The organism is Streptomyces sp. NPDC094034 (genome assembly GCF_040303865.1).
Lineage (GTDB): Bacteria > Actinomycetota > Actinomycetes > Streptomycetales > Streptomycetaceae > Streptomyces.
This window is the reverse complement of the sequence record NZ_JBEOUD010000001.1, coordinates 305,950-329,755: the sequence shown is the minus strand read 5'-3', so window position 1 is coordinate 329,755 and position 23,806 is coordinate 305,950. Positions and strand designations below refer to the sequence as shown.

Genomic DNA, 23,806 nt, shown 5'->3' with positions numbered 1-23,806 from the left:
CAGACCGGAAACGATTTGGTGGTGAGCCGGAGGGACCGTGTAATGTTGGCGATGCCGCCGAGGGGAAAGCCTGCGGAGCGGCACATCGCGAGGGGCTATAGCTCAGTTGGTAGAGCGCCTGCATGGCATGCAGGAGGTCAGGAGTTCAATTCTCCTTAGCTCCACATCGATTCGGCTGTCACAGCGGATTCAGCAGTATTCAGCGGTGTTCAGCAGTACGAGAAGCGGGTCGCCCGGATCGGGTGGCCCGCTTCTCGTCTGTGTGCTGTGTCCTCATGGGGTGTCTGTGGGGCGTGGGGTGCTTGTGGGGCGTGGGCCGACGGGCGCCCGTCATGGGTACCCGTCGGCCGAATGCCTCAACCGCGCCCGGGTCCCAGGGCCTTGCGGCCACCGCTGGGCGGCAGCGCCACGCGTGCGGACCGCTCGGTGCGTACCGGCGCGGGCTGCTCGATACGGAGCGCGAGCGCGGGGCAGCGGCGCACCGCGCGCTGCGCACGCCCGCGCAGATGCATGGGAACCGACGCGTCCGCGAGCGCCGGGTAGCCGTCGGGTCCCATCCGGATCAGCTCGGGGACGATGTCCGCGCAGAGACCGTGGCCCTGGCACAGCGTCCAGTCCACCGCCAGTTTCTCCCCGCTCGGAATGGACTCCTCCGCCTCCTGGTAGCCCGGTCCCGGCAGCGGCAGCACCCCCGTCGTCTCGCGTCCGCAACCACCGTCGAGCACATGCGCGGCGAGGTCGTCGGTGAACGCCGACAGGGTGGAGGCGAAGAATCGCGCGGAGCCGTCGGGGTGCTTGCAGGCGCCCCGGCCCTTGACCGCCTGGGTCACCGCGCGCAGCGCCTCCAGCGCGGCCTGGCCGCCGCCGTTGATGACATCGGAGAGTCCGCCCGCGGCCGCGGGCAGCCCGAGCTTGCAGGGGCCGCACTGCCCCGCCGTCTCGGCCGCCAGCCAGTTGGCGACCCGTAGCGCCTCACCCAGCGGGCAGGTCTCGGGACCGATCGGCAGGATCGCGCCCGCGCCCAGCGCGCCGCCGAAGGACGCGAAGGACTCCTTGGAGATGACGGCCTCATGGGCGGCCATCGCGTCGATCCAGTTGCCGTGGTAGCCACCGGTCAGCACGCCCTGGGGCATTGGCGGGGCGCCGGCCATCTGGAGGACGTACCGCAGCGGCACCCCCGACGGCGCCTCGACCACCATGGGACGGGCGACCGCGCCGGAGATGGTGAGCAGGACCGTGCCCGGCTCGCTGTCGAGACCGGTGTGGCCGTAACGGCGGGCGCCGATACGGGCGGCGACGGCCAGCTGGGCGAAGGTCTCGGCGTTGGACAGCAGCGTCGGGAGACCGGCCACCCCGGACTCGGCGGCGCGCTCGCGGCGGCCGGGCGGCAGGGCGGGCCCGCCGCCGATGGCCCGGATCACGGACGAGGCCTCGCCCGAGACCATGCGCTCGGGGGTACGGATCACCCGCGCGCGCAGCGGCTGGCCGCGCCGGTCGGACAGTCCGCGTTCGGCGAGGGCCGCGCGGATCGAGACCTCGGTGGAATTGCGGGTGACGGCGACGACGAGGGTGCGGGCGCCGAGCGCCTCGGCGGCGAGCAGTGCGCCGTCGAGTATGAGATGCGGGGCGCGGTTGATCAGGACGGTGTCCTTGCGGCAGGGGGGCTCGCCCTCGCTGCCGTTGATCACGACGACCGGCCGGACACCGCGGCGGATCGCGGCCTTGGCGACCGCCCGCAGTTTCTTCCCGAAGGGGAAGCCCGCGCCGCCTCGGCCGGTCAGGGAGATGTTCTCGGCGAGCTGTGCCAGCCGCTCGCCGGTCATCGGCTCCAGCGGGCCGTGCACCTTGAGATGCATCGGCAGATCGAGGCGTTCGACCAGATCGAATCCCTGGGTCAGCTGGGGGAGGCCGACGACACGGACTTCGGGGACATCGGGGAGCGGGGTGTTCACGGTCGGTCTCCTGCGGGTGCGTGCCAGGGTTCCCCGGCCGGGGGCGGATAGAGGGGACCGGGCGGTGGATCGGCGGGATCGGGCGTGTCCCGCGCGGGGGAGTCCTGTCCGGGGAAGGCCGACGTCCGCCCGGCATAGGGCTCGCTGTTGTAGGACGCGCTGTCGTAGGCGGGGGTGGAGCCGGTGCCGTACCGGGGGACCGAGCCGATGTCGTACTGGGGGACGGGGCCGGTGTCGTAGGCGTCGGTGCCGCCGTACGGGGACGCTCCCGTCGGGCCGTAGGCCGAGGCGGCTCTCGCGTCGTAGGTGGGGATCGCGCCGGAGTCGTAGGGGGTCGACGGGGGCGGAGTCACGGCCTGCGCCGGCCGTGGCGGGGACGGGGCCGGCCAGCCGCCCGGCCCGCCCATGGGCTCCTCGGCGACGACCGGGATTTCCTCGGTCATCGGTACGCGCTCGGCGAGCGGTATTCCGTCGGGGGCCCCTGTCGTTCCGGGGGGCGGCGGTACCGGCATACGCGTGGTGGCCTCGGCCCCCAGCGAGACCGCGCGGTAGCCGGCGGAGATACCCGTACCGGTGTCCGACACCGGATCGGCGCGGGGGGCGACGAAGGTGTCGGCCAGGGGATCGACGGCCGGGAAGGGATCGGTCGGCGGCCGGGGAGCCTCGTACAGCGGTGGGGACGGGGCGGCGAGCCGCGGGGGCGTACGGGGCGGGGCGAGCGGCGATCCCGGCGACGGGCCGGGCATGGCGGGCTCCCGCTGGAGGGGGCCCGCGTACCGGGGCCGCGGGGGAAGGCCCGTCGCGCCCGGAAGCGGGTCCGAGGCGAGATCGCGCCGGGGCGGCTCGGTGGCGGCAGTCTCACGGGCGGCCCCGCTCGCGCCGTTCACGCTGTTCGTTCCGTGCGGTCCGGTCGTTACGGTCGCTCCGGTCAGCGACACGATCTTGTCGGCGATCCGGCGCTTGAGCGGGCGTGGAAAGAGCCGTACGGACACGGCGGCGGCCACCCCGACCAGGGTGAGGCAGTACAACGTGGTGACATAGGTGGCCGCCGGGCGACCCGCGAAGAGGCCGTGCACCAGAGCGAAGCACCAGGCCGGATAGGCCAGCATGTGCACCGCCCGCCAGCGCCCCGCGAATCGGCCGGGGAGGGCGAAGGCGCTGCGCATCGCGCCGGTCGTGGCCGCGATGATCATCAGCAGTCCGGCGAGCGAGCCGAAGCCGATGAGGCCGTTGGCGCCGTTGATACCGAGGCCGAACGGCACGAGGGCGCCGATCAGTGCCACATGTCCGAGGGAGACCTTGACGGTGACATGCAGCAGCAGAAAGCCGAGCGAGGCCACCGCCGTCGCCCGGTGGACGCCCTGAGCCAGCAGCCGGTGCCGTGGGGAGAGCAGCAACCGGTCGGTGGCTATCAGGCCCCAGACGACGGCCCCGGACAGGGACAGCAGCGACAGCACACCGGCGCCGAAATCGAGGAAGGCACGGAAATCGTCGCCTCCCGCGACGGCGAGTAGCGGTACCAGTACCAGTGCGGCGACGGATACTCCGCCCTGTATCTGCCTGCTCTTGTCGGGATCCAGATTGAGCGACGAACTGGGCTTGCGTTGAGGGTTCATGGGGGCAACTCCGAATGGCTCGGGAAAGCGGTCCCGTGGGCGGCATGCTAGGTGGCGCCATACCGGGCAGTACCGGGTTTGCGGGTTTAGCCGGGGCAAGGTGAGTTATCCGACTGCGCGGTTGCCCGGATAGGGGCTGATTCGCGGAGTAAGCCGGGTGCGGCGCTCGCCTCGGGGGTCTCGTGGGAGCCCGCGACATGCCCAACGCCGCTTCCCGGTCAAGCCCTTCTGTCAACCCTTTCGCTCACTCTCACTCGTGTTCTGCGCAGGCCCTCCCCGGACTGTCCGCCTCCTCTCCCCGCCGTCTCCCCGGACTCTCCTCCTCCGGGGCGCCCTCGGCCGTGACCGCGCGGGTCGTGACCTCAGTCATGACCGGGGTCGTGACCCCAGTCATGACCCCGGTTGTGACCCCGGTCATGGCCGCAGTGGTGACCCCGGTCATGGCGTCGCTGGGAGGCGGCCCCGCGTGATACGCCGGTGCGGGCCGTCCGGACGCTGCGGTACCCTGACGCCATGCGTGCCGTACGCCTTCTGCTTAGCGGGCCGCGCTGATCAGTCCCGACGGACACGGATGACAGAGATCCGGTCGGAATCAGCGTGGCGTCCCCTCCTGCGTGAGGGGCTTTTTCGTTCACCGACCGGCGCCGCCATTCGTCGAATGGCACGGCCGAATCCGCTGGCAGAGACGATCGATGGAGCTTCGGAGAACATGAGCGAGACGAATTCCGCTGCCGCTGAGCCGGTGGCGCCGCACCGCTACACGGCGGCCATGGCCGCCGACATCGAGGCACGCTGGCAGGACTTCTGGGACGCCGAGGGCACGTACGAGGCGCCGAACCCCACGGGTGAGCTGGCCGGCGACCCCGAGCTGGTCGCGAAGCCCGAGAAGTTCATCATGGACATGTTCCCGTACCCGTCGGGCACGGGTCTGCACGTCGGTCATCCCCTGGGCTATATCGCCACCGACGTGTTCGCCCGCCACCGGCGCATGACCGGTCACAACGTGCTGCACACGCTGGGTTTCGACGCCTTCGGCCTGCCGGCCGAGCAGCACGCGGTCGCCACCGGCACGCACCCCCGTGTGTCGACCGAGGCGGCCATGGACAACATGAGGGTCCAGCTGCGCAGGCTGGGTCTGGGCCACGACAAGCGCCGGTCCGTGGCGACGATCGACCCGGACTACTACAAGTGGACCCAGTGGATCTTCGTACAGATCTTCAACTCCTGGTACGACAAGGACGCGGACAAGGCGCGCCCGATCGAGACGCTGGTGGCGCTGTTCGAGAGCGGGGAGCGCCCGACGCCCGACGGGCGCGCCTGGAGCGCGCTGAACGCCGCCGAGCGCGCCGACGTCCTGGGCGAGTACCGGCTGGCGTACGCGTCCGACGCGCCCGTCAACTGGGCTCCCGGCCTGGGCACCGTCCTGGCCAATGAGGAAGTCACCGCGGACGGCCGCTCCGAGCGCGGCAACTTCCCTGTGTTCAAGGCGAAGCTGCGCCAGTGGAACATGCGGATCACCGCCTACGCGGACCGGCTGCTGAACGATCTGGACGCGCTGGACTGGCCCGAGGCCATCAAGCTGCAACAGCGCAACTGGATCGGGCGCAGCGAGGGCGCGCGCGTCGACTTCCCCGTCCATGTCGGTGACGACGGTCACATGGACGCGATCACCGTCTTCACCACGCGTCAGGACACGCTGTTCGGCGCCACGTACATGGTGCTGGCGCCGGAGCACGACCTGGTCGAGAAGATCGTGCCGGCCGCCTGGCCCGAGGGCACGCACGATGTGTGGACGGGCGGCCACGCCACCCCCGCCGAGGCCGTCGACGCGTACCGCAAGCAGGCCGCGTCGAAGTCCGACGTCGAGCGGCAGGCCGAGGCGAAGGACAAGACCGGTGTCTTCACCGGCGCGTACGCCACCAACCCGGTCAGCGGCGACCGCGTACCCGTCTTCATCGCCGACTATGTGCTGATGGGATACGGCACGGGCGCGATCATGGCCGTACCGGCGCACGACAGCCGTGACTTCGCGTTCGCGCGCGCCTTCGAGCTGCCGATGCGCTGTGTGGTCGAACCCTCGGACGGCCGCTCCACCGACCCCGCGGAGTGGGACGACGCGTTCGCCTCGTACGACGCGCGTCTCATCAACTCGACGGGCGAGGACATCTCGCTGGACGGTCTGGGCGTCGCCGAGGCCAAGGCGCGGATCACGGAGTGGCTGGCCGCGCGCGGTATCGGTGAGGGGACCGTCAACTTCCGGCTGCGCGACTGGCTGTTCAGCCGTCAGCGGTACTGGGGCGAGCCGTTCCCGATCGTCTACGACGAGGACGGTACGGCGCACGCGCTGCCCGAGTCGATGCTGCCGCTGGAACTGCCGGAGGTCGACGACTACTCGCCACGCACGTTTGACCCGGACGACGCGGACACGCAGCCGGAGACGCCGCTGTCACGGAACGCGGACTGGGTCGATGTCGAGCTGGACCTGGGGCAGGGCGAGGGCGTCAAGCGCTACCGCCGGGAGACCAACACCATGCCGAACTGGGCCGGTTCGTGCTGGTACGAGCTGCGCTACCTGGACCCGCACAACAGCGAGAAGCTGGTCGACCCGGCCATCGAGCAGTACTGGATGGGCCCCCGGGAGGGGAAGCCGCACGGCGGCGTCGATCTGTATGTGGGCGGTGCCGAGCACGCCGTACTGCATCTGCTGTACGCGCGCTTCTGGTCCAAGGTGCTGTTCGACCTGGGGCACATCTCCTCGGTCGAGCCGTTCCACAGGCTGTACAACCAGGGCATGATCCAGGCGTTCGTCTACCGGGACAGCCGTGGCATCGCGGTGCCGGCGGCCGAGGTCGAGGAGCGGGACGGCGCGTACTGGTACCAGGGCGCGAAGGTCAGCCGTGTGCTGGGCAAGATGGGCAAGTCCCTGAAGAACGCGGTCACTCCGGACGAGATCTGCGACGAGTACGGCGCGGACACGCTGCGGCTGTACGAGATGGCCATGGGCCCGCTGGATGTCTCGCGGCCGTGGGACACCCGCGCGGTCGTCGGCCAGTACCGGCTGTTGCAACGGCTGTGGCGCAATGTGGTGGACGAGACGACCGGCGAGGCCACCGTCGTGGACACCGCGGAAGCCGACATCGACGAGGACACGCTGCGCGCGCTGCACAAGGCGATCGACGGAGTCTCGCAGGACATGGCGGGGCTGCGGTTCAACACGGCCATCGCGAAGGTGACCGAGCTGAACAACCACCTGACCAAGGCGGACGGCCCCGTCCCGCGCTCGGTCGCCGAGCGGCTGGTGCTGCTGATCGCGCCACTGGCCCCGCATATCGCCGAGGAGCTGTGGCGCAGGCTGGGCCACTCCGACTCGGTCGTCCACCAGGACTTCCCGGTCGCGGACCCGGCGTATGTGGTCGACGAGTCCGTGACCTGCGTGGTGCAGATCAAGGGCAAGGTCAAGGCGCGGCTGGAGGTCTCCCCGTCGATCTCGGACGAGGAGCTGGAGGCGCTGGCGCTGGGTGACGCGGCGGTGGTCGCGGCGCTGGGCGGCGGGGGCATCCGGAAGGTGATCGTGCGGGCGCCGAAGCTGGTGAACATCGTTCCCGCGTAGCACCTCGGTGGTCCCGGGCGGTTACCTCGGTCGGTGGCGCCCTTTGGTGCTGCTTCTCCGGTGCTGCTTCTCCGGTGGTGCTTCTCCGGTGCCGTTTGGCCGGTGCCGTTTGGCGGTGCCTCTTGGCCGGTGCCGTTTCGGGGGTGCCGTTCGCGGGCACAGGGCTTTCCCCTACGGGCAGGTTGGGGGTTTCCTACGGAACCCCCGGCCTGCCTGTTGCGTTTACGGTGGAAGAAGCGGCACGCGGAAAGCCGCTCCCGAGAACGACCGAACGCGAAGGGGCGCCCATGGACGTCGTGATCCTGATCGTGGCGCTGCTCTTCGTCGCCTTCGTCGCGCTGGGAGTGTTTGTGAGCGTGAAGGCGGTGCGCGCGGCCAAGCGGGGCGTGGACCGTACGATCTCGCAGGCCCGCCGGACCGTCGAGGACACCACGCTGCGCGCCAGAAGCATCGGTCAGACGGGCGCGGCGGCGGAGCTGGCGCAGCTGCGGCTGAAGCTGCGGACCTCGATGCGGGCCACGCAGGACGCGCTCCAGGCAGGTGTGGCCGAGGACGCCTCGCTGGCGGAGTCGATCGAGCTCTTCCAGCGGCTGAGCGTGCACGGCCATGAGCTGGACGACGAGCTGCGGCAGCTGGAGCGGGACCCGGACCGGGTGAGGGTCGCGGAGCGGCTCCCGGATCTGCGGGAGCGTACGGAACGGATCACGCACGCGGCGGACTCACTGCGCTGGGCCGCGCGGGACCGGGCGCGGAAGTTCGCGGAGGACGATCTGTCGTCGCTGAGCGCGCAGATCGATGTGGAATCCGGGGCGCTGCGGCACTGGTCGACGGCGGAGGAACGGCCGGAGCGTGAGCCGACGCGGGAGCCGGTGCGCGAGCCGATGGTGTGGCCGGAGCCGGAGGGCTCCGGAGCCGGGGCCGCGGGTGCGGAGCGGGCAGGCCCCGCGTCCGGCGGACAGGGCGGGCCCGAAGCGATCGAGCCGCCCGATCCCCGGCGGCAGCAGACGTACCCCTGGCAGAAGTCGCCCGGGCAGACCAGGCCCGAGACCACGACGTGACGGTCGAAGACCATGACGGTCGGGGACCATGGCGCGACTGTCGGGGACTATGACCCGACGGTCGGGAACCATGACGGTCGGGGACCATGACTTGACGGTCGGAGACGATGATTTGACGGTCCGGGGGCCACGGGCCGACGGTCCGAGGCGGGATCACGACGTGTGCGGGGGCGGAAACGATCACTGACATGGGGGCGGGCTGCCGACCAGGGGCGACGACGGGTAACCTCCCGCTCATGTCCCGCCATGTCGCGATCATCACCGATTCCACGGCCTACCTGCCGCCGCAGGCGATGGAGCGGCACGGCATCACGGCGGTGCCGCTGACCGTCGTGCTCGGTGACCGCGCGCTGGAAGAGGGCACGGAGATCTCGGCCCGTTCGCTCGCCGTGGCGCTCCAGAAGCGACGCTCCGTGACCACGTCACGGCCGAGCCCCGATGTCTTCGCCGCCGCGTACCGCGAGGCGGCGGAGGCCGGTGCGAGCGGGATCGTCTCCCTGCATCTGTCGGCCGAGTTCTCCGGGACCTACGACGCCGCCGTGCTCGCGGCGAAGGACGCGCCCGTGCCGGTACGGGTGGTGGACACCGGCATGGTGGCGATGGCGCTCGGGTTCTGCGCGCTGGCGGCGGCCGAGGCGGCCGAGGCGGGCGGCACGCTCGACGAGGCGGTGGCCGCCGCCGAGAAACGGGCCGCCGGGACCTCCGCGTACTTCTATGTGGACACGCTGGACTATCTGCGGCGGGGCGGCCGTATCGGCGCCGCCCAGGCGCTGCTGGGCTCCGCGCTCGCGGTGAAGCCGCTGCTCCAGCTGGACGGCGGGCGTATCGAGCTGCTGGAGAAGGTGCGTACGGCGTCGAAGGCGATCGCGCGGCTGGAGGAGATCGTCGCCGAACGGGCGGGCGCGAGCGAGGTGGACATCGCCGTGCACCATTTGGCCGCACCCGAAAGGGCATTGACGCTGGCCGAGCGGCTGCGTGAGCGGGTGCCCGGGCTGATGGATCTGCATGTCAGCGAGGTGGGCGCGGTGATCGGGGCGCATACGGGGCCGGGGCTGCTGGGGGCTGTGATCTCCCCGCGCTGACCGGGACGGCGAGGTTTGTGTGACTCTCCGGAGCGGGCGCGACCACTCCTAAGGGTGACCAAGTTATCCACAACTCGCTTGTTGTCCACGAGAATTCGGCCTGCTCAGCGAGGTCGGGCGGATGTGCCTACCGTCTTGTGGCATGGCTCTCCGAACACGTTCCGTAACCTCCGTGACCTCCGTCAACGCCGGGATCTCCGCGGCCTCCGGGGCCCCCACAGCCTCAGCGGCCTCCGCAGCCTCAGCGACCCATGCGGCATCCATGATCTCCGTGGCCTCCGTAGCCCCAGCGACCTCTGCGGCCTCGGTGGCCTCTGCCACCAGCGGCCCCGGCCGTGCCCCGGGCTCCGACGGCCGCGCTCGTCGTGGGCGTCATGGCCGCCCCGGCGGCCCGCGAGTGCGCCCGCGAGTGCGCCCGCGCCCGCGCACGGTGCTGTCACGTCCGGGCGGTGCGGACGGTGTGGCTCCGGACCCGATCCCCGTCCCGCCCCCTGCTCGGACGGAGGCGCGCCGTCGCGCGGAAGCGCTCTTCGCCGATGCTGTGTCCGGGAGGAGCGGGGACACCACCGCGACGCGTGGAACGGACGCGGCAGTGGCGCCGGAGGTGGCCTCGGCGCCGCGCGCCGCGCGAGCGGGGCGTGGGCGCGCTTGGGCGGTGACCGCGCTGTGCGACCGGCTGCCCCTGTGGGTGCGGCTCAGATGCGGTCTGGAGCCCCGGACACTCGCGGCGCTCGTGGTGGTCCTGGTGGTGGGCGTGATTCTGGCCGGTCATCACTTCTGGAGCGGCCGGCCGGGGACCGTCAAGGCTCCGGAGAACGTCGGCGCGGAGGCCGTGCTCCCCGAGGCGCCGGCACAGGCCCCGCCCCTGCCCCCACCCTCACTCTCGGCGTCGCCGTCGCTGTCGGCTCGGGTCGTTGTCGATGTGAGCGGGAAGGTGCGGCGGCCCGGAGTCCTGCGGCTGCCCGCCGGGGCACGGGTCGCCGACGCGCTGCGTGCCGCCGGGGGAGCGAAGCCCGGCACGGATCTGACCGGGCTCAACCGGGCGCGGGTGCTGATGGACGGCGAACAGGTCCTGGTGGGCGGCCCCGCCCCACCGGGAGCACCCGGAGCACAGGGTGCGGGTGTCGGCGCGGGCACGGCCGACGGTGCCCAGGCCGCCGCGAGGCCGGTGAGCCTCAACGCGGCCACGCCGGAACAGCTCGACACACTCCCCGGGGTCGGTCCGGTGCTCGCCCAGCACATCATCGACTACCGCGGCAGGCACGGCGGTTTCCGGTCCGTCGATGAACTGCGTGAGGTCAACGGCATCGGGGAGCGCAGGTTCGCGGACCTCCAGTCCCTGGTACGGCCATGACGCGCGCGATGGTTCACACGGCGGCCGGGCACCGCCTGGGGTCCGCCAACCCCAGCCAGGAGGCACCGGCCGACCTCCGACTTGTCCCGCTCGCCCTGGCGGCGTGGGGCGCGGCGGCCCTGGCGCTGGGAACTCCGGGGCATTGGACCGCCGTTGGTGTCCTCGGCTGTCTGCTCGCCGCGAGTCTGCTGCTGGTGTGGCCCGGTGCCGGGCCGGAGCGACGACTCACGTTACGGCTCAAGCGCCGTCTCAAGCGAAGGCTCAATGGTGTGGCCGTCGCGGGGATGCTGCTCTGCGCCGCCGCCGGAGCGACGTCCGCCGGGCTGCACGCCGCCGATCTGCACCGGGGGCCCGTACCGGCCCTCGCGGAGCGGTACGCCCGCGTCACCGCGGAGTTGACGGTGACCTCCGACCCCCGGCCCACGCGTCCCAGGGTTCGTGGCGACCGGACCGAGCGTGGTGGGTTCGTCCTGGACGCGGACCTCACGCGGGTGATGACATCCCGGGGCGCGACCACCACCGGCAGGACGCCCGTCCTGGTGATCGTCGCACCCGGTGAACACTCCGGCCCCTGGCAGCGGATGCTGCCCTCCACGCGGCTGCGGCTGACCGGGAAGCTCGCGCCTCCCCTCCGTGAGGACGACCACTACGCCGCCGCGTTACGTGTGGAGGGCACGGTCCCGCCATTGGTCACCGGCGAGCCAACCTCGGTACAGCGCGGGGCGGGAGAGCTGCGTGCCGGGCTGCGTGAGGCCACGGAGGGGCTGCCGCCCGATGCCCGAGCCCTGCTGCCTGGGCTGGTCGTCGGCGACACCTCACGCGTCCCGCCGGAGTTGCACGACGCGTTCGCGGCAACGGATCTGCTGCATCTGATGGCGGTCTCCGGAAGCAATCTGACGATTGTGCTCGCGCTGCTGATCGGGCCTGCCGGGCTGGCCATCAGAGCCGAACGGCGTGGGCTCGCCCCGCGTCTGGGGATCTCGCTGCGGTCGACGGCGCTGCTGGGAGGGGCGCTCACGCTTGCCTTCGTCGTCGTCTGCCGGCCGGAGCCCAGTGTGCTGCGGGCCGCCGCCTGCGGGGCGATCACTCTCCTCGCCATCGGCACCGGCCGCCGCAGGACCCTGCTTCCCGCGCTGGCCGCCGCCGTACTGCTGCTGGTGCTCTACGATCCCTGGCTGGCCCGGAGTTACGGCTTCCTCCTCTCCGTACTGGCCACCGGCGCCCTGCTCACCATCGGGCCTCGGTGGAGCGCGGCGCTGGCGCGGCGCGGGGTGCCACCACGGCTCGCGGAGATGCTGGCCGCGGCCGGGGCGGCGCAGGCGGTGTGCGCGCCCGTGGTGGCGGTGTTCGCGGCCAGGGTCGGGCTGGTGGCGATCCCCTGCAACCTCTTCGCCGAACTGGCGGTGGCCCCGGCCACGGTCCTGGGCTTCGCCGCGCTCGCCGTGGCGCCCGTGGCGATGCCAGTGGCCGAGGTGCTCGCCCACGGCGCGGGCTGGCCGGCGGGGTGGATCGCGTCCGTCGCGCGCGGTGGCGCGGCCCTGCCGGGCGCGGAGGTCGCCTGGCCCGGCGGCTGGCGCGGTGGCCTGCTGCTCGCCGCGGCGACGGTCCTCGTCCTGCTCGCCCTACGGCGTGTCCCGCGCCATCCCTGGACGGCCGCCGTCTGCGCCGTACTCCTGCTGCTCACGGTCCTGCGGCCGCCGCCGCTCACCCGGATCGTCACCGGATGGCCGCCGCCGGGATGGACGTTCGCGATGTGCGCCGTCTTCCCTGTTGAATCGACGTGTTGAAGCTGAAGCAGGAGGGGAGCATTGTGACTGGCTGGCGCGTCTTCTGGGTCCCGAGGGCCCGTACTGTCGATCCGCAGCGGGTGCCCGTTTTGGCGGGTTTGGAGAATCTGGCCGATCGGGAGGACCGCTCGGGAATCCACGCGGGGGATCCGATCCTTTTGTCGCCCGACTTTCAAATTGATGAATTGCTGAGTCTGTTTCTGTGCCGGTCATCGTTTGCCCGGCTGGCGGCTGAGACCAAGCGGAATTACAGCGATGACTACGTGATCTTCTTCGACTTCCTTTGGGCCAGGGGCAAGGTGTGGGACGAGGCCACGGCCGATGATCTGTGGGACTTCGAGGACTGGCGTACGCGCTCGCCACGGAACCCGCAGAAGGTCGGCGCCGCACGTTGGAACCGCAGCCTTGCTGCTCTGACTCGCCTGTACAAGTGGGCGGTTGCCACGGAGAACATGGCGAGCAACCCGATCTTGATGCATGCCGTGGCCGGCTACCAGGGGGAGGTGGTGCAGACGCCGAAGGCCCGGGCGAAGGAGGCCAAGTCCAGTGATGTGCACTGGCTGACGCCGCGGATGTTCCGGCTCTGGGTGGACGTCGGCCTGCGCGGCTATACAGCGGAGGGCCTGCCGTCGCCGGGCTGGCGGGGACGTCTGGAAGCCCGCAATGTCGCCTTCGCCGATCTGCTCTTCTCCTCGGGGATGCGGCTGACCGAGGGGGCGTCGCTGCTGACGATCGAGGTGCCGCGGCTGCGACTTGGAGGCGCGCGCTACTACACGGGGCGGCTTGCGAAGCGGGTGACGAAGTCCAGGCGAGCCCGCACCTACTACGTGGCATCGCCCGTGGTCGGCGAGGTGGAGAGCTACATGGAGTCGCTTCGGGCCCGGGTGATCCGGCGTGCGCAGGCGATGGGCCGCTATGAGGCGCTGGAGGAGATGCGCCTGGTCACGAAGGTCACCGGGCGCCGCAAGAAGATCCTGCACTGGGTCGACCGAGACGGGGTGGTGGGGCAGACGCCGCTGACGGACGCGCCGGTGGAGGAGCGGATGACGTACTTCACCGAGGGCCCGGCAGGCCCGGAACCGCTGTGGTTGTGGCTGAACGAGCAGGGCCTGCCGTTCCAGCCGGAATCGTGGGAGAACGTCTTCCGTACGGCTTCGGACCGGTGCGAGGACGTGCTGGGACCGGTGATGGCGGAGCCGCCGTTTTGCACGCCGCACATGTGCCGGCATTCGTTTGCCCTCTACATGCTGGTGGTGCTGCATCACGTCATGGATGTGCGGATGGGTCTCACGCCCGAGGAGCGGCGGGACTTCCGGCTTCTGTACGGCGATCCGTGGCGCATGGTGCAGGACCTGCTGGGGCACCGGGACATCGAGCTGACCCGCAAGATTTACCTGGCTCCCGTCTCGGACCTGCAGATCCGGGCGCTGATGGCCGACCCGGCACCACGGGAGGCGGAGGCAGGCGGCCTGAGCGTGTCAGATGCGCGGGTCACTTCGCTGCTGGCCCGCATCGCGGAGGAGAGCGACGGCATCCAGGACATCGACACGCTGCTGGAGACGGCGTGAGCCGGCGGGGCCGCAAGGCGGCTCTTCCCGAGGCCGGGCACCAGCGGCCGACGGTCCTGGACACCTCCGGGCTGGTGGTGCGTCACCGCAGCAAGTTGGGCACCGTCAAGGAGTTCGACTTCGCCGAGTTGTCGTTCGCCCCCGCGATGAGGCGGTCCTTGGCCGCGCTGTTCGCGGCCAAGTGCGCTCCCGGCGGTGGCTGGGACAGTCACGACACCTCCGTCCACATCTGGCGGCTGCTGAGAGGCTTCGGCGAGTACCTGACCGAGACCGATCAACAGCCGGACGACATGGCGGGCTTGACGGCCGCGACCTGGATGGCCTGGCGGCTGAGCCGACCGCAGACGCAGATGGGGTACGTCCAGATCACCTCGGTGGCGGGCTTTCTTCAGCTGGACCCGCGCCTTGCACAGCCGGTCCGGGCGGCTATGGCCAAGCGGGTGCCTCGGGTGAAGGTCGAGGAACATGCCTTCGCCCCCGACGAGTTCGAGGAGGTCCGCCGCTCGGCCCGGCAGATGTTCCGCTCTGCGCTGCTGAGGATCCGGGAGAACGTCCAGTTGCTGGAGTCCTGGCGCTCAGGCGCCATCGAACACCAGGACCTGCAGAAATGGCTGATCGGTGAGGGGCTGGACTGCCTCGCCCGCACCGGCCACATACCCCGCTACAAACGAAGTGACAACCGGATGCGTCCGGTCTTCCGCTACTCGAAGGCCATGGGCGGTGACGGCGCCATTTACACCTGGAGGCGCCTTTACCTCTCCCGCCGGGAGGCCACCGCGCTGGGGGTCTTGCTCGCCGCGGAGCACGGCCTGAACGCCACCACGGTCGGCGAGATGCGCACGCCCAGGGCGACGCCGGACTCGGGCGAAGGCCGCTTTCCGGTCTACCGGATGGAGTTGGAGAAGCGGCGCAAGGGCGAGGCCGACCACTTCGAGACCCGCAACCTCGCCGACTTCGGCGCCGATTCGCCCGGTCGTCTGATCACCGAGGCCCTGGAGGCCACCGCCCCGGCCCGCGCCTACCTGGCGTCCGTGGGCTGCACCGCCGACAGGTTTCTGATCTGGCACGAAACCCGCCCACGCCAGTGGCAGGACACCAACGAGGCACTGATCAGGGAGGGCCCCTTCGGCCTGGGCCTGACCAAGCCGGACTTCGACGACTACGGAACCCATTTCGGCCCTGACGGGGGCGGCGTCATGCGCCGGACCCGCAAGACGGCGAACGTGGTGCACCGGCGCGAGCCGGGGCAGAACAGCCAGGACACCCACGACAGCGTCTACGTCATCCCCGAACCGCAGGCCCAGCAGGCCGCCATCCCGGTCATCGCAGCAGGCGCCGAGGACGCCTTGGAGTCCGCCCGCCGCACCGTGTTCACGGCCAAGCTCACCGACGCTCCCGAGGACGGCGAGGTGGAGGCCGCCACCAACGGCTGTGCGGACTACGAGAACAGCCCCATCACCGGGCCCGGCGCCAGCTGCGGGGCATCGTTTCTGCTCTGCACCGCATGCCCCAACGCCCGCGTTCACCCCGCCCATCACGCCCGCCTGGCCCACCTGCACCGGGCCATTGGGGAACTGGAGGACGTGCTGCCCCGGGCGGTCTGGGACGCGGAGTGGTCGGAGCCCCATGCTCGGCTGTCCGACCTCAAAAGGCGCCTGGGACCCGCTCTTTGGCGCCGGGCCCTTGCCAATGTCACCGCCGAGGACCGCGAGGTCGTCGGCGACCTGCTGAACGGACTCTACGACCTGTGACCGTCGCACTCCTGGAAAACGTTCCTGACCGCCCGGGCCCCGATACGCCCGTCATCGCTGCTGACCTGATCGTCAACCCGAATGCCCCCAACGCCCGCTACAGCGACATGGTCTGGCCGCTGTCCGCCCTCAACGCGAACCCGAGCGCTTCTCGGAACGCACTGCACCTGGACGCCTTCCCTGCGCCGCTGCGGGAGGAGTTCACCTACCTGGCCTGGTCGATGATCAACCGGGCCCTGCCGGACGACTTCCTGGTCGGCCGTGCCCCTACCTGGCGGACCCGTCAGAGCGCCGGCAAGCTCTACGCCACCGTGCAGCGCTGGCGAGCCCTGGCCGAGTGGCTGGTCAAACGGGACATCACCACCCTCGCGCAGTGCACGACGGAGGACGTGCGGGCGTTCGCGCTCGACAACCTGCGCACGCCGAAGTCACGCGAGTACGCGGGATCGTTCCTGACGTCGATCTCGCGGCTATGGGCCTTCGACTTCTACGACGCACAGCCGCTGGGGATCGGTGAACCGCCGTGGCACTGGGAGGGGATCGACGACTTCCTGCCGGCGGCGACCGCGCGCGGGGAGAACGCGACCGAGCCGATCACGGCGGCCACGATGGGACCGCTGCTGATCTGGGCCCTGCGGGTCGTCGACGACTTCGCCGAGGACATCATGAGTGCCTGGGAGAAGGCCATGGAGATGACCGCCCGTGCCGAGGCCACGGTCACCAACAAGCTGGGCCTGGCCCGCATCAAGGACTACGTCGACGCCCGCCGCGACCGAGGCGAGCCCATACCCAGCTGGGTCCAATCGCATGGGCGGACGGAGTGCATCCCCTACATCTCCGCTCTGACCGGCGCCTCCATGGGCCAGGTCGACAGGGTGCTCAGGAGGGACTACCGCAGCGAGTACGCCCGCGCGAATCTCGGCCCCAGCCCGCTGAAACTCAAGATCAAAGGCCGTATCGACGGCACCCCGTGGACCAAGGCGATCGACTTCGGCGACGTCGATTCGTTGATGCGGCACCTGGGCACGGCCTGCTTCATCGTGCTGGCCTACCTGACCGGCATGCGGCCGGGCGAGGTACTGAGCCTGCGGAGCGGATGCTGCCCCGAGCCGGACTCGGGACCGCACCTGATCTACGGAAACGTCTACAAGACCGCCCGCGATGAGGACGGCAACCACCTGTCCGAAGGGATGCTGCGCGAGATGCCGTGGGTCGCCATCGCCCCCGCGGTCAGCGCCATCCGGGTCCTGGAGCAGATCGTCCCCGAGGGCGACTTGCTGTTCGACGCACACGCCCACGACTTCCGCTTGCGGCGCAAGTTCACCGGGTCCATCACCTACGCGACGATGAGCGAGCGCATGGAGCACTTTGCCACCTGGGCGTCTGACCAGGCCACGCGCCTGGAGCGTCCGCATGAGACCGTCCCCGCCGATCCGCACGGTGCGATCGGCACCGAACGGTTCAGACGGACCCTGGCCTGGCACATCGCCCGACGCCCCGGCGGCCTCGTGGCGCTGGCGATCCAGTACGGCCACATGCGCACGGTGGTCAGCGCCGGCTACGCCTCGCGCAGCCGCGACGGCATTCACGACCTCCTCGACATCGAAACCGCCCGGGCGACCGTCGACACCCTGGCCACACTCAACGCCGACCTGAGCGAAGGAGTCGGCATCTCCGGACCAGCAGCCCGCCGCGCGATCAACGCAGCCGCCCACGCACCGGAGTTCATCGGCACCGTGATCAGCGTGCGGACCGCCCAAGACATTTTGGACAACTCGCAACTGTCCGTCTACGACAACCCCGGCAGCTACCTGATGTGTGTCTACAACCGTGACAAGGCCCTGTGTCACCGGCTGGAGGGCCAGCAGGAGGCCCCCAGCCTGGACCGCTGCCAGCCGTCCTGCGCGAACATCTCGCGCACCGACCACCATGCCGACCAGCTTCTCGCTCTGGCCGAGAGGTTGGAGAAGCAGGCCGGATCCGAATTCGTTCCCGTTCCGCTGGCCGACCGGTTCCGCCGTCGCGCCGGCCGTCTGCGCACCCTCGCCGATGAGCACTACCGCAACCGCGTCACCGTCCAGGAGGACCTGTCATGAGCCCCGCTCCCGATGAACGCGACCGCATCCGCGCCGCCATGGACCGGATCCTGGCCGGCGCCCCGGAGCATTCCAACGGTGCCTTGACCATCGTGGCCCTGGCCCAGGAGGCCCAGGTGCCACGCAACGCGCTCACCCAGCGCCACCTGGACCTGAAGAACGACTTCTACGGCAAGGTCCGCGCCCGCGGCGCCATGCCGGACAGCGAGAAGCGACTGCGCCGCCAGGTCACCAAGCTCAAGGAACTGCGGGCGGCGGATGCCGAAGAACTCGCGGCACTGCGAGCCGATGTCGAAGCCCTGGTCGGTGCCTTGCACCAAGCGCAGATGGAGAACCGGCACTTGCGTCAGCAACTCGCCGCCCCCGACTCCAAAGTACGCTCACTGCCCACACAGCTCCGACCGCGTGTCCCCCCAGGCCGCTCGTTCTGAGGCGAGCGAACTGAGGCGGCCGCGGGTCAGGCCGCGACGCCGAGTTCCTTCCTCGTGCGGTGGATGAACTCGCGGACGTCCGGTTCGCGCCGCCAGGGGGCGAGGGCCGCGTTGAACTCGCGGACGTAGTCCTTGGCCCGGCTCGACTGGACGCGGGCGAGGATGTCGACGGACCGGTTGCCGAGTTCGAGGCCGTGGTCGAGGTCGCGGGCCTGGAGGTGGGCGGTCCCGACGATGGCGAGCCGCATGCCGACGGAACGGGTGAACACTCCCGTCGGCATGGCGGCGGCCTGCTGGTTCCAGGCCAGGGCCATCTTGGGGTTCTTCAGGTCGCGGAAGATCTCGGCGGCGTCGGCCGACAGGCGGGCGTGGTGATAGAAGTCGATCCACGCAGGCTCGTCGCCGCTGTTGTCCTTCGCCTGACCGAGGAGGTCCTCGGACGCTTTCAGGGCCCGGGAAGCAGCCCGGGCGTCCTTTTCCCGGGCATGAGCTCGGGCCTCGATCAGCTTGGTGAACGCCAGCACCCTGGGGACGGCCTGGCCCTTGGCCCGCTCGAAGGCGCCCTGGGCCATGTCCACGGCCTCGGACGCGAAGCCCCGCATGAGGGTCTGCATCGCCATGGTCGTCAGGACATAGCAGCCCAGCTGCACATCGCCGCCGGCGCGAGCGAGGCGGAGGGCCTGGATGAAGTGCCGCTGGGCGGCATCGTGCTGCCCGACGTCGAAGGCCGTCCACCCGGCGAGCCTGGACAACTCTGCGGTGACCGAGAAGAGTTCGCGGCCGATCTCGTCGGAGAAGCTGCCCTGCAGAAGTGGGGCGGCCCGCTGGTCGAGGCAGCCGGTGACGGAGTTCGCCTTCCAGTTCCCGCCGCCGTATTTCGAGTCCCAGCGTCGGGCGTCGTCGGCGGCCTCGCGCAGTTCGTCGAGGTCGGCCCGGCCGACCTGACCGCCGCCCTTGTGGTCGGCGGTCTCGTCGGCGGGGGTGACGAGCCATCTGGTGACGGGTGTGCTGAAGGCGGAAGCGGCGAAGCCGGATCCGGCCAGGAAGTCGCGGCGGTTCACTGAGCTCCAGAACGAAGTGGCGACGCGGACGGCGTCGGCGGGGTCCCTGGGGAAATCCAACCCCACCGAGGCGTCGATTGTCTCCGCCTCGCCCATCCCGATCTCAATGAGGTTGACGGGCCGGCCGAGCCGTTCGCCGATGGCCTGCGCCAACAGCTTCGGGACGGGCCATTTCGGCGTCATCCCCCGTCTGCACCAGTTCGCCACGGACGTATGCGAATAGTCGGTTTCTATCCCGGTGCCATGGGCGAGTTGGTTGACACGCAGAGCCAGGGACTTGTGGCTCGCGCCGCTGGCTTCGATGAGCCGGGCCAGGTCCGCGTTGGGCGGACGGGTCCGGCGGGTGGTCGACGCCACGACCTTCTCCCTTGCCGGTGACGGGCCGGACCACGCACGACTCGAACAAGTAGTTGAGCACGTATCTCTGTACTTGGCGGAGTACGAGATCCGTACTCGACTGGGGGCGAAGAGCCGTACATGTCCCGCGTGTTGGGTCCCTGACGATATGCCTCACCGGCGGGCCGTGAACCGCGTTTGCGAGTTGTGAGCCCCCCTGCGAGCCCTCCCGGCGATCTTGTCGGGTGGCTGTGATGAGAGCCCAGGCCGACGCCGGGCGAGGAAGCAGGGCCCCCGGCGTCAGCCGCCGCCACGGCACTGCCACTCATACTCAGGGGTGAACCAGACATGTGCGGAATCGCAGAACTGGCCGGAGGCGACGCTGCCCGGCACGAGTACACGGCCGGATCGATGGGGTCTTCCCAGGACCGCCGCGGCCCGGCCTCATCCGGACAGATCGTCCAGTTGGAGAGGCTGGACGGGCATCTGATCGAGCGGATGCGGCACGAGGCCCTGACGGCCCCGGCTCCCTGGAAGGCCGAGTACGGCGAGTTCCAGTCCGGTGGCTGGTGGACCACGTCGCTGATGAACGCCTCCGGTGACGCCGCCGACGTCAGGATCACCGACGGCACCGCCCGCCCCACCGCCCTGCTCGGGCACATGCCCGCCACCGCCGGCCTGCTGGCCGAGCTCGGCCTGAACTACATGTGGGTTCGGCTCGCCCGGCTGGAGGCGAACTCGTTCCTCTGGGAACACCGCGACTACGACGAGCTCGACCAGGTCGAACGCCACCGGCTGCACATCCCGCTGCACACCAACTCCTCCGCGTTCCTGGTCACCGGCGGCACCAAGGTCCACATGGCCGGCGGGCGGATCTGGCGGCTGACCCCGACCTACGCGCACGGGGTCTGCAACCTGCTCGGCCCGGACCGGATCCACCTGATCGCGGACGTCTACGCCGACGACGCCTACCAGCGGCTGGCCGGGCGGGCGGAGGAGCCGTCGGCCGCCGAGCGGCTGCCGGCCGCGTCGGAGACGGACCTGGCCGACCGGCTCGCCGCCGCCCGCCGCCTGGCCGACCTCGGCTACACCGCCGCCGCCGAACAGCTGCTGCTGCGGCTGTTCTACTCCTTCACCCTCCCGGAGGGCACCGCCTACGACCTGATCGCCGGGCTGCACACCGCGCTCGGCGACAGCGAGGCCAACCAGCGCTGGACGGCTGCCAAGGCCAAGCTCCTCGCCCTCGCCTCGTGACACCGCCCGCACCTGTCCGCGCCACCCTCAGCCCGGAAGGACCGTTCATGCCTACCGCCCTGTCCCTGGCCCCGGCCCAACTGCGTCTGGCCGAACTCACCGAGGCCAACCGGCCCACCCAGCTCCCTCTGCTGACCCGGATCGCCGGGCTGCTGTCCGCTTCCTCGGCGGTCACGCACCTGCTGGTCCGCGGCTCGCTCGCTTCCGGCACCGCCGACCGCCTCTCGGACGTGGACTTCGTCGTCGGCGTCCACGACCGCGACCTGCCCGCGTTCACCTCCGCGTTGGACGACCTGATGACGGTCGCGGGCGGGGCCGTGCTGCCCGGCTGGCGCGACACCATCGTCGCGGACCTGGGCGGCATCGGGTTCGTCTTCCTCGTCCAGGACGAGGGCAAGCTCCAGCAGGTCGACCTCTACCTCGCACCCGCCTCCGAGGTCACCGCCCTGCGGCACAAGGTCGGCGGCACGGTGCTGCTGGAACGCCCGCCGGCCGAGATCACCACCTCGCAGATCGAGCAGGCCCAGGCCCACATCGACAAGCTCACGGCCCGGCCGCGGTCGTGCACCGAGCTGCTGATCGAGCACCTGGTGCTGGCGGTGCTGCTGCACAAGAGGATCCAGCGCGGTCAGCGGTTCGTCGCCTACGCCGAGTGGCACATGCTGCACACCGCGACGAAGGACCTGATCAAGACCGCGCTCGCGCCGGCCTCGCGGTTCTGGGGCTGGTATCAGCTGCGGGAGGAGCTCGCGCTCACCCCGATCGGCCGGGCCTGCCTGGCCGACCTGGACGCGGCGGTCACCTCCCCGGCCGTCCCCGACGCCGCCGACGTCGACGCCGCCCTGGACCGGGTGATCGCGCTGACCGAGCGGGCCTGCCCGAACGCCCTGGACGGTCTCGCGGACGCCCTTACCGCCTACCGCACCTACCTGGAGCTGGCGTGAAGCCCCAGGACAGCCGCCTGACCGTCCCGGCCGGCGGCCGGGAGGGGATGGGGCGGCAGAGGACGGCGGTGTTCTTCGGCGGGGTCGTCCCGGCCTCACCGGACGAGGAACGCCTCGCGGAAGAGGTCGGAATGGCCCTGGCCGCGGCAGGGTTCGCGCTGCTGCACGGCGGCTACAACGGGCTGATGGAAGCCGCTGCCCGCGGGGCGGCGGCCAAGGGCGGCACGGTCACCGCGGTGACGTTGGCGGACAAGCACGCCGAGTGGGGCGCCTTCAACCCGCACGTCACCGACGAGGTTCACCTGCCCGACCTCGGCGCCCGCCTCAACCACTACCTGGACGCGGCGGACCTCGTGGTCGCGATGGGCGGCGGCGTCGGCACCCTGCACGAGCTGACCGCCGCCCTCTACTACGCGGGCAACATCCGCCCCGTCCCCGTCTGGATCACCGGTCCCACCGCGCTCGGGCTGTTGTCCTTCCTGCGGCGGGAGAAGTGGCTGTTCGAGACGCCTACCCGCCCTCTCGGCTTCATCAGCCCGATCGGATCGGCGGCGGCGTTCGCCGTCCAGCTCCATGACCTGACCAGCCAGAAGGAGGCCGGCGCATGACCGTGACCACCCCGAGCGCCCTGGCGGCCCGGGTCGCCGAGACGGCCTGCGTCCGCGATGCGTTCACCCTGGCCGACGGGCAGATGCTGGACTCGTACTTCGACGAGTACAAGCTGGCCTGTGACCCGCAGCTGCTGCACGACGTCGCCGACGCGATGGCCGCTCTCGTCCCCGAGGACGCCGAGGTGCTGGCGGGGATCGAGCTGGGCGGCGTCCCGCTGGTCATCGCCCTGTCGGCGGCCACCGGCCTGCCGGCCGCGTTCCTGCGGCGGCTCCCCAAACGCTACGGCTCCAAGCGGCAGATCGAGGGCGCCGGTGTCGAGGGACGGCGGGTCGTCCTGGTCGACGACGTGGTCCGCTCCGGCGGGCAGTTGCTGGCCATGACCCGGATACTGCGGATCGCCGGCGCCCCGGTCACCGACGCGCTCTGCGTGCTGGAACGCCCGCTCGGCGGAAGGCTGCTGCTTCGCGAACACGGCGTCACCCTGCATCCGCTGCTGACGGAGGCCGACCTCCCCGCCGGCGGGGAGGCATCGTGACCGGGGCCGTGCTGTTCGACATGGACGGGGTCCTGCTGGACAGCCGGGAAGCGGTGCTGGCCACCCTCGCCGGGGTCGCGACCGCCGCCCTGGGACGCCGCATCACCGTCGCCGACCTCCCCCCGGCCGCCGCGACGACCCCCAGGGTCGAGGTGCTGACCGATCTCGGGGTCACCGAGCCGGACGAGCTCTGCGAGATCTGGTGGGATCCGGCCCTGGCCACCGCCGCCGGGACCGCCCTGTTCCCGGGGGTGCTGGAGGGACTGATGGCGATCAAGGACGCCGGGATCGCGACCGGCCTGGTCACCCTGCAAAAGCGTGACCGGCTGTCCTGGCTGCTGCCGCCGGCCGTCCTGGACCTGCTGGACGTCACGGTCTGCCGCGAGGACGCCGAACCCAAACCGGCCCCGGACGGACTCCTGCTCGCCCTGGGCAAGCTCGGCGCCGCCCCGTTCGAGTCGGTGTTCCTCGGCGACACACGCGGGGACATCACCGCCGCCCGCGCGGCCGGGGTCACCCCGCTGGGGGCCGGATGGGGCTATGCCGGGCCCACCGCCCTCGCCACGGCCGGGGCCACGGCCGTCCTGGACGACGCGTCCCGCATCGGGCCGGGCCTGCTGGACTACGCCTCCTGTCCGCAGGCCATGCTCACGGCGACGACGCACGCACGCTAAGCGATCTTGACACCGGACCCGCTACAGTCGGTGGTGCGGCAGACCAGGACAGCGGTCCTGCGCGGTCTGCTGCACCACCGATGTG

Annotated in this window: 16 protein-coding genes, 1 tRNA gene and 1 pseudogene; 15 read left to right on the top strand and 3 right to left on the bottom strand. The window is 70.9% G+C overall.

Annotation, left to right across the window (positions count from 1 at the left end; translation table 11 throughout):
* Positions 1 to 91: 91 nt before the first annotated feature.
* Positions 92 to 164 (top strand) — tRNA-Ala (locus ABTZ59_RS01465).
* A gap of 192 nt (positions 165 to 356) precedes the next feature.
* On the opposite strand, the gene ABTZ59_RS01460 is transcribed toward ABTZ59_RS01465, so the two are convergent.
* Together ABTZ59_RS01460 and ABTZ59_RS01455 are read right to left on the bottom strand one after the other, a co-directional pair.
* Complete coding sequence (locus ABTZ59_RS01460) at positions 357 to 1,952, bottom strand: ferredoxin (protein WP_351387948.1); 1,596 nt, start codon at positions 1,950 to 1,952, stop codon at positions 357 to 359.
* Entirely contained in the window at positions 1,949 to 3,568 is a 1,620-nt protein-coding gene (locus tag ABTZ59_RS01455; RefSeq protein ID WP_351387943.1) for a ferric reductase-like transmembrane domain-containing protein, read from the bottom strand. Before ABTZ59_RS01455 ends, ABTZ59_RS01460 begins: the two co-directional genes overlap by 4 nt.
* A gap of 709 nt (positions 3,569 to 4,277) precedes the next feature.
* On the opposite strand from ABTZ59_RS01455, the gene leuS reads away from it, so the two are divergent.
* The 9 genes and pseudogenes from leuS to ABTZ59_RS01410 all read left to right on the top strand — a co-directional run bounded on the left by leuS (position 4,278) and on the right by ABTZ59_RS01410 (position 18,305).
* Positions 4,278 to 7,178: a leucine--tRNA ligase gene (gene leuS / locus ABTZ59_RS01450; protein ID WP_351387937.1), complete on the top strand. Its 2,901-nt coding sequence runs from the start codon at positions 4,278 to 4,280 to the stop codon at positions 7,176 to 7,178.
* A 287-nt stretch (positions 7,179 to 7,465) separates the two neighbouring features.
* The gene (locus tag ABTZ59_RS01445; RefSeq protein ID WP_351387934.1) at positions 7,466 to 8,236 is read left to right on the top strand and encodes a hypothetical protein; all 771 of its coding nucleotides are present in this window, start codon (positions 7,466 to 7,468) and stop codon (positions 8,234 to 8,236) included.
* 236 nt (positions 8,237 to 8,472) lie between these two features.
* A complete protein-coding gene (locus ABTZ59_RS01440) occupies positions 8,473 to 9,318 on the top strand; it encodes a DegV family protein (protein WP_351387931.1) in 846 nt (281 codons plus the stop codon).
* A 655-nt stretch (positions 9,319 to 9,973) separates the two neighbouring features.
* Complete coding sequence (locus ABTZ59_RS01435; RefSeq protein WP_351387927.1) at positions 9,974 to 10,672, top strand: ComEA family DNA-binding protein; 699 nt, start codon at positions 9,974 to 9,976, stop codon at positions 10,670 to 10,672.
* Positions 10,669 to 12,435, top strand: a pseudogene (locus ABTZ59_RS01430) (ComEC/Rec2 family competence protein); the annotation flags it as partial. The gene ABTZ59_RS01435 and the pseudogene ABTZ59_RS01430, both read left to right, overlap by 4 nt.
* A 20-nt stretch (positions 12,436 to 12,455) precedes the next feature.
* Positions 12,456 to 14,027: a site-specific integrase gene (locus ABTZ59_RS01425; protein ID WP_351387912.1), complete on the top strand. Its 1,572-nt coding sequence runs from the start codon at positions 12,456 to 12,458 to the stop codon at positions 14,025 to 14,027.
* A complete protein-coding gene (locus ABTZ59_RS01420) occupies positions 14,024 to 15,778 on the top strand; it encodes a hypothetical protein (protein ID WP_351387906.1) in 1,755 nt (584 codons plus the stop codon). The genes ABTZ59_RS01425 and ABTZ59_RS01420 overlap by 4 nt, the downstream gene beginning before the upstream one ends.
* Positions 15,775 to 17,874, top strand: coding sequence for an integrase (locus ABTZ59_RS01415; protein ID WP_351387899.1), 2,100 nt, complete (start codon positions 15,775 to 15,777; stop codon positions 17,872 to 17,874). Before ABTZ59_RS01420 ends, ABTZ59_RS01415 begins: the two co-directional genes overlap by 4 nt.
* The gene (locus tag ABTZ59_RS01410; RefSeq protein WP_351387896.1) at positions 17,871 to 18,305 is read left to right on the top strand and encodes a hypothetical protein; all 435 of its coding nucleotides are present in this window, start codon (positions 17,871 to 17,873) and stop codon (positions 18,303 to 18,305) included. Before ABTZ59_RS01415 ends, ABTZ59_RS01410 begins: the two co-directional genes overlap by 4 nt.
* Positions 18,306 to 18,331: 26 nt before the next feature.
* Here ABTZ59_RS01410 and ABTZ59_RS01405 read toward each other — a convergent pair whose 3' ends face one another.
* Positions 18,332 to 19,723, bottom strand: coding sequence for an NsdA family TPR-like regulatory protein (locus tag ABTZ59_RS01405; protein WP_351387894.1), 1,392 nt, complete (start codon positions 19,721 to 19,723; stop codon positions 18,332 to 18,334).
* A gap of 327 nt (positions 19,724 to 20,050) precedes the next feature.
* Here ABTZ59_RS01405 and ABTZ59_RS01400 point away from each other — a divergent pair, with 327 nt between their 5' ends.
* The 5 genes from ABTZ59_RS01400 to ABTZ59_RS01380 are packed head-to-tail and all read left to right on the top strand — an operon-like array spanning position 20,051 to position 23,721.
* Complete coding sequence (locus ABTZ59_RS01400) at positions 20,051 to 20,956, top strand: aspartyl/asparaginyl beta-hydroxylase domain-containing protein (protein ID WP_351387892.1); 906 nt, start codon at positions 20,051 to 20,053, stop codon at positions 20,954 to 20,956.
* Positions 20,957 to 21,003: 47 nt separating this feature from the next.
* Positions 21,004 to 21,900 (top strand): hypothetical protein, encoded by an 897-nt coding sequence (locus tag ABTZ59_RS01395; protein ID WP_351387888.1) that lies wholly within the window; start codon positions 21,004 to 21,006, stop codon positions 21,898 to 21,900.
* Positions 21,897 to 22,508, top strand: a complete 612-nt coding sequence (locus ABTZ59_RS01390; RefSeq protein WP_351387885.1) for an SLOG cluster 4 domain-containing protein — start codon at positions 21,897 to 21,899, stop codon at positions 22,506 to 22,508. Before ABTZ59_RS01395 ends, ABTZ59_RS01390 begins: the two co-directional genes overlap by 4 nt.
* The gene (locus ABTZ59_RS01385) at positions 22,505 to 23,047 is read left to right on the top strand and encodes an orotate phosphoribosyltransferase (RefSeq protein ID WP_351387880.1); all 543 of its coding nucleotides are present in this window, start codon (positions 22,505 to 22,507) and stop codon (positions 23,045 to 23,047) included. Before ABTZ59_RS01390 ends, ABTZ59_RS01385 begins: the two co-directional genes overlap by 4 nt.
* Complete coding sequence (locus ABTZ59_RS01380) at positions 23,044 to 23,721, top strand: HAD family hydrolase (protein ID WP_351387875.1); 678 nt, start codon at positions 23,044 to 23,046, stop codon at positions 23,719 to 23,721. The genes ABTZ59_RS01385 and ABTZ59_RS01380 overlap by 4 nt, the downstream gene beginning before the upstream one ends.
* Positions 23,722 to 23,806: the final 85 nt, after the last annotated feature.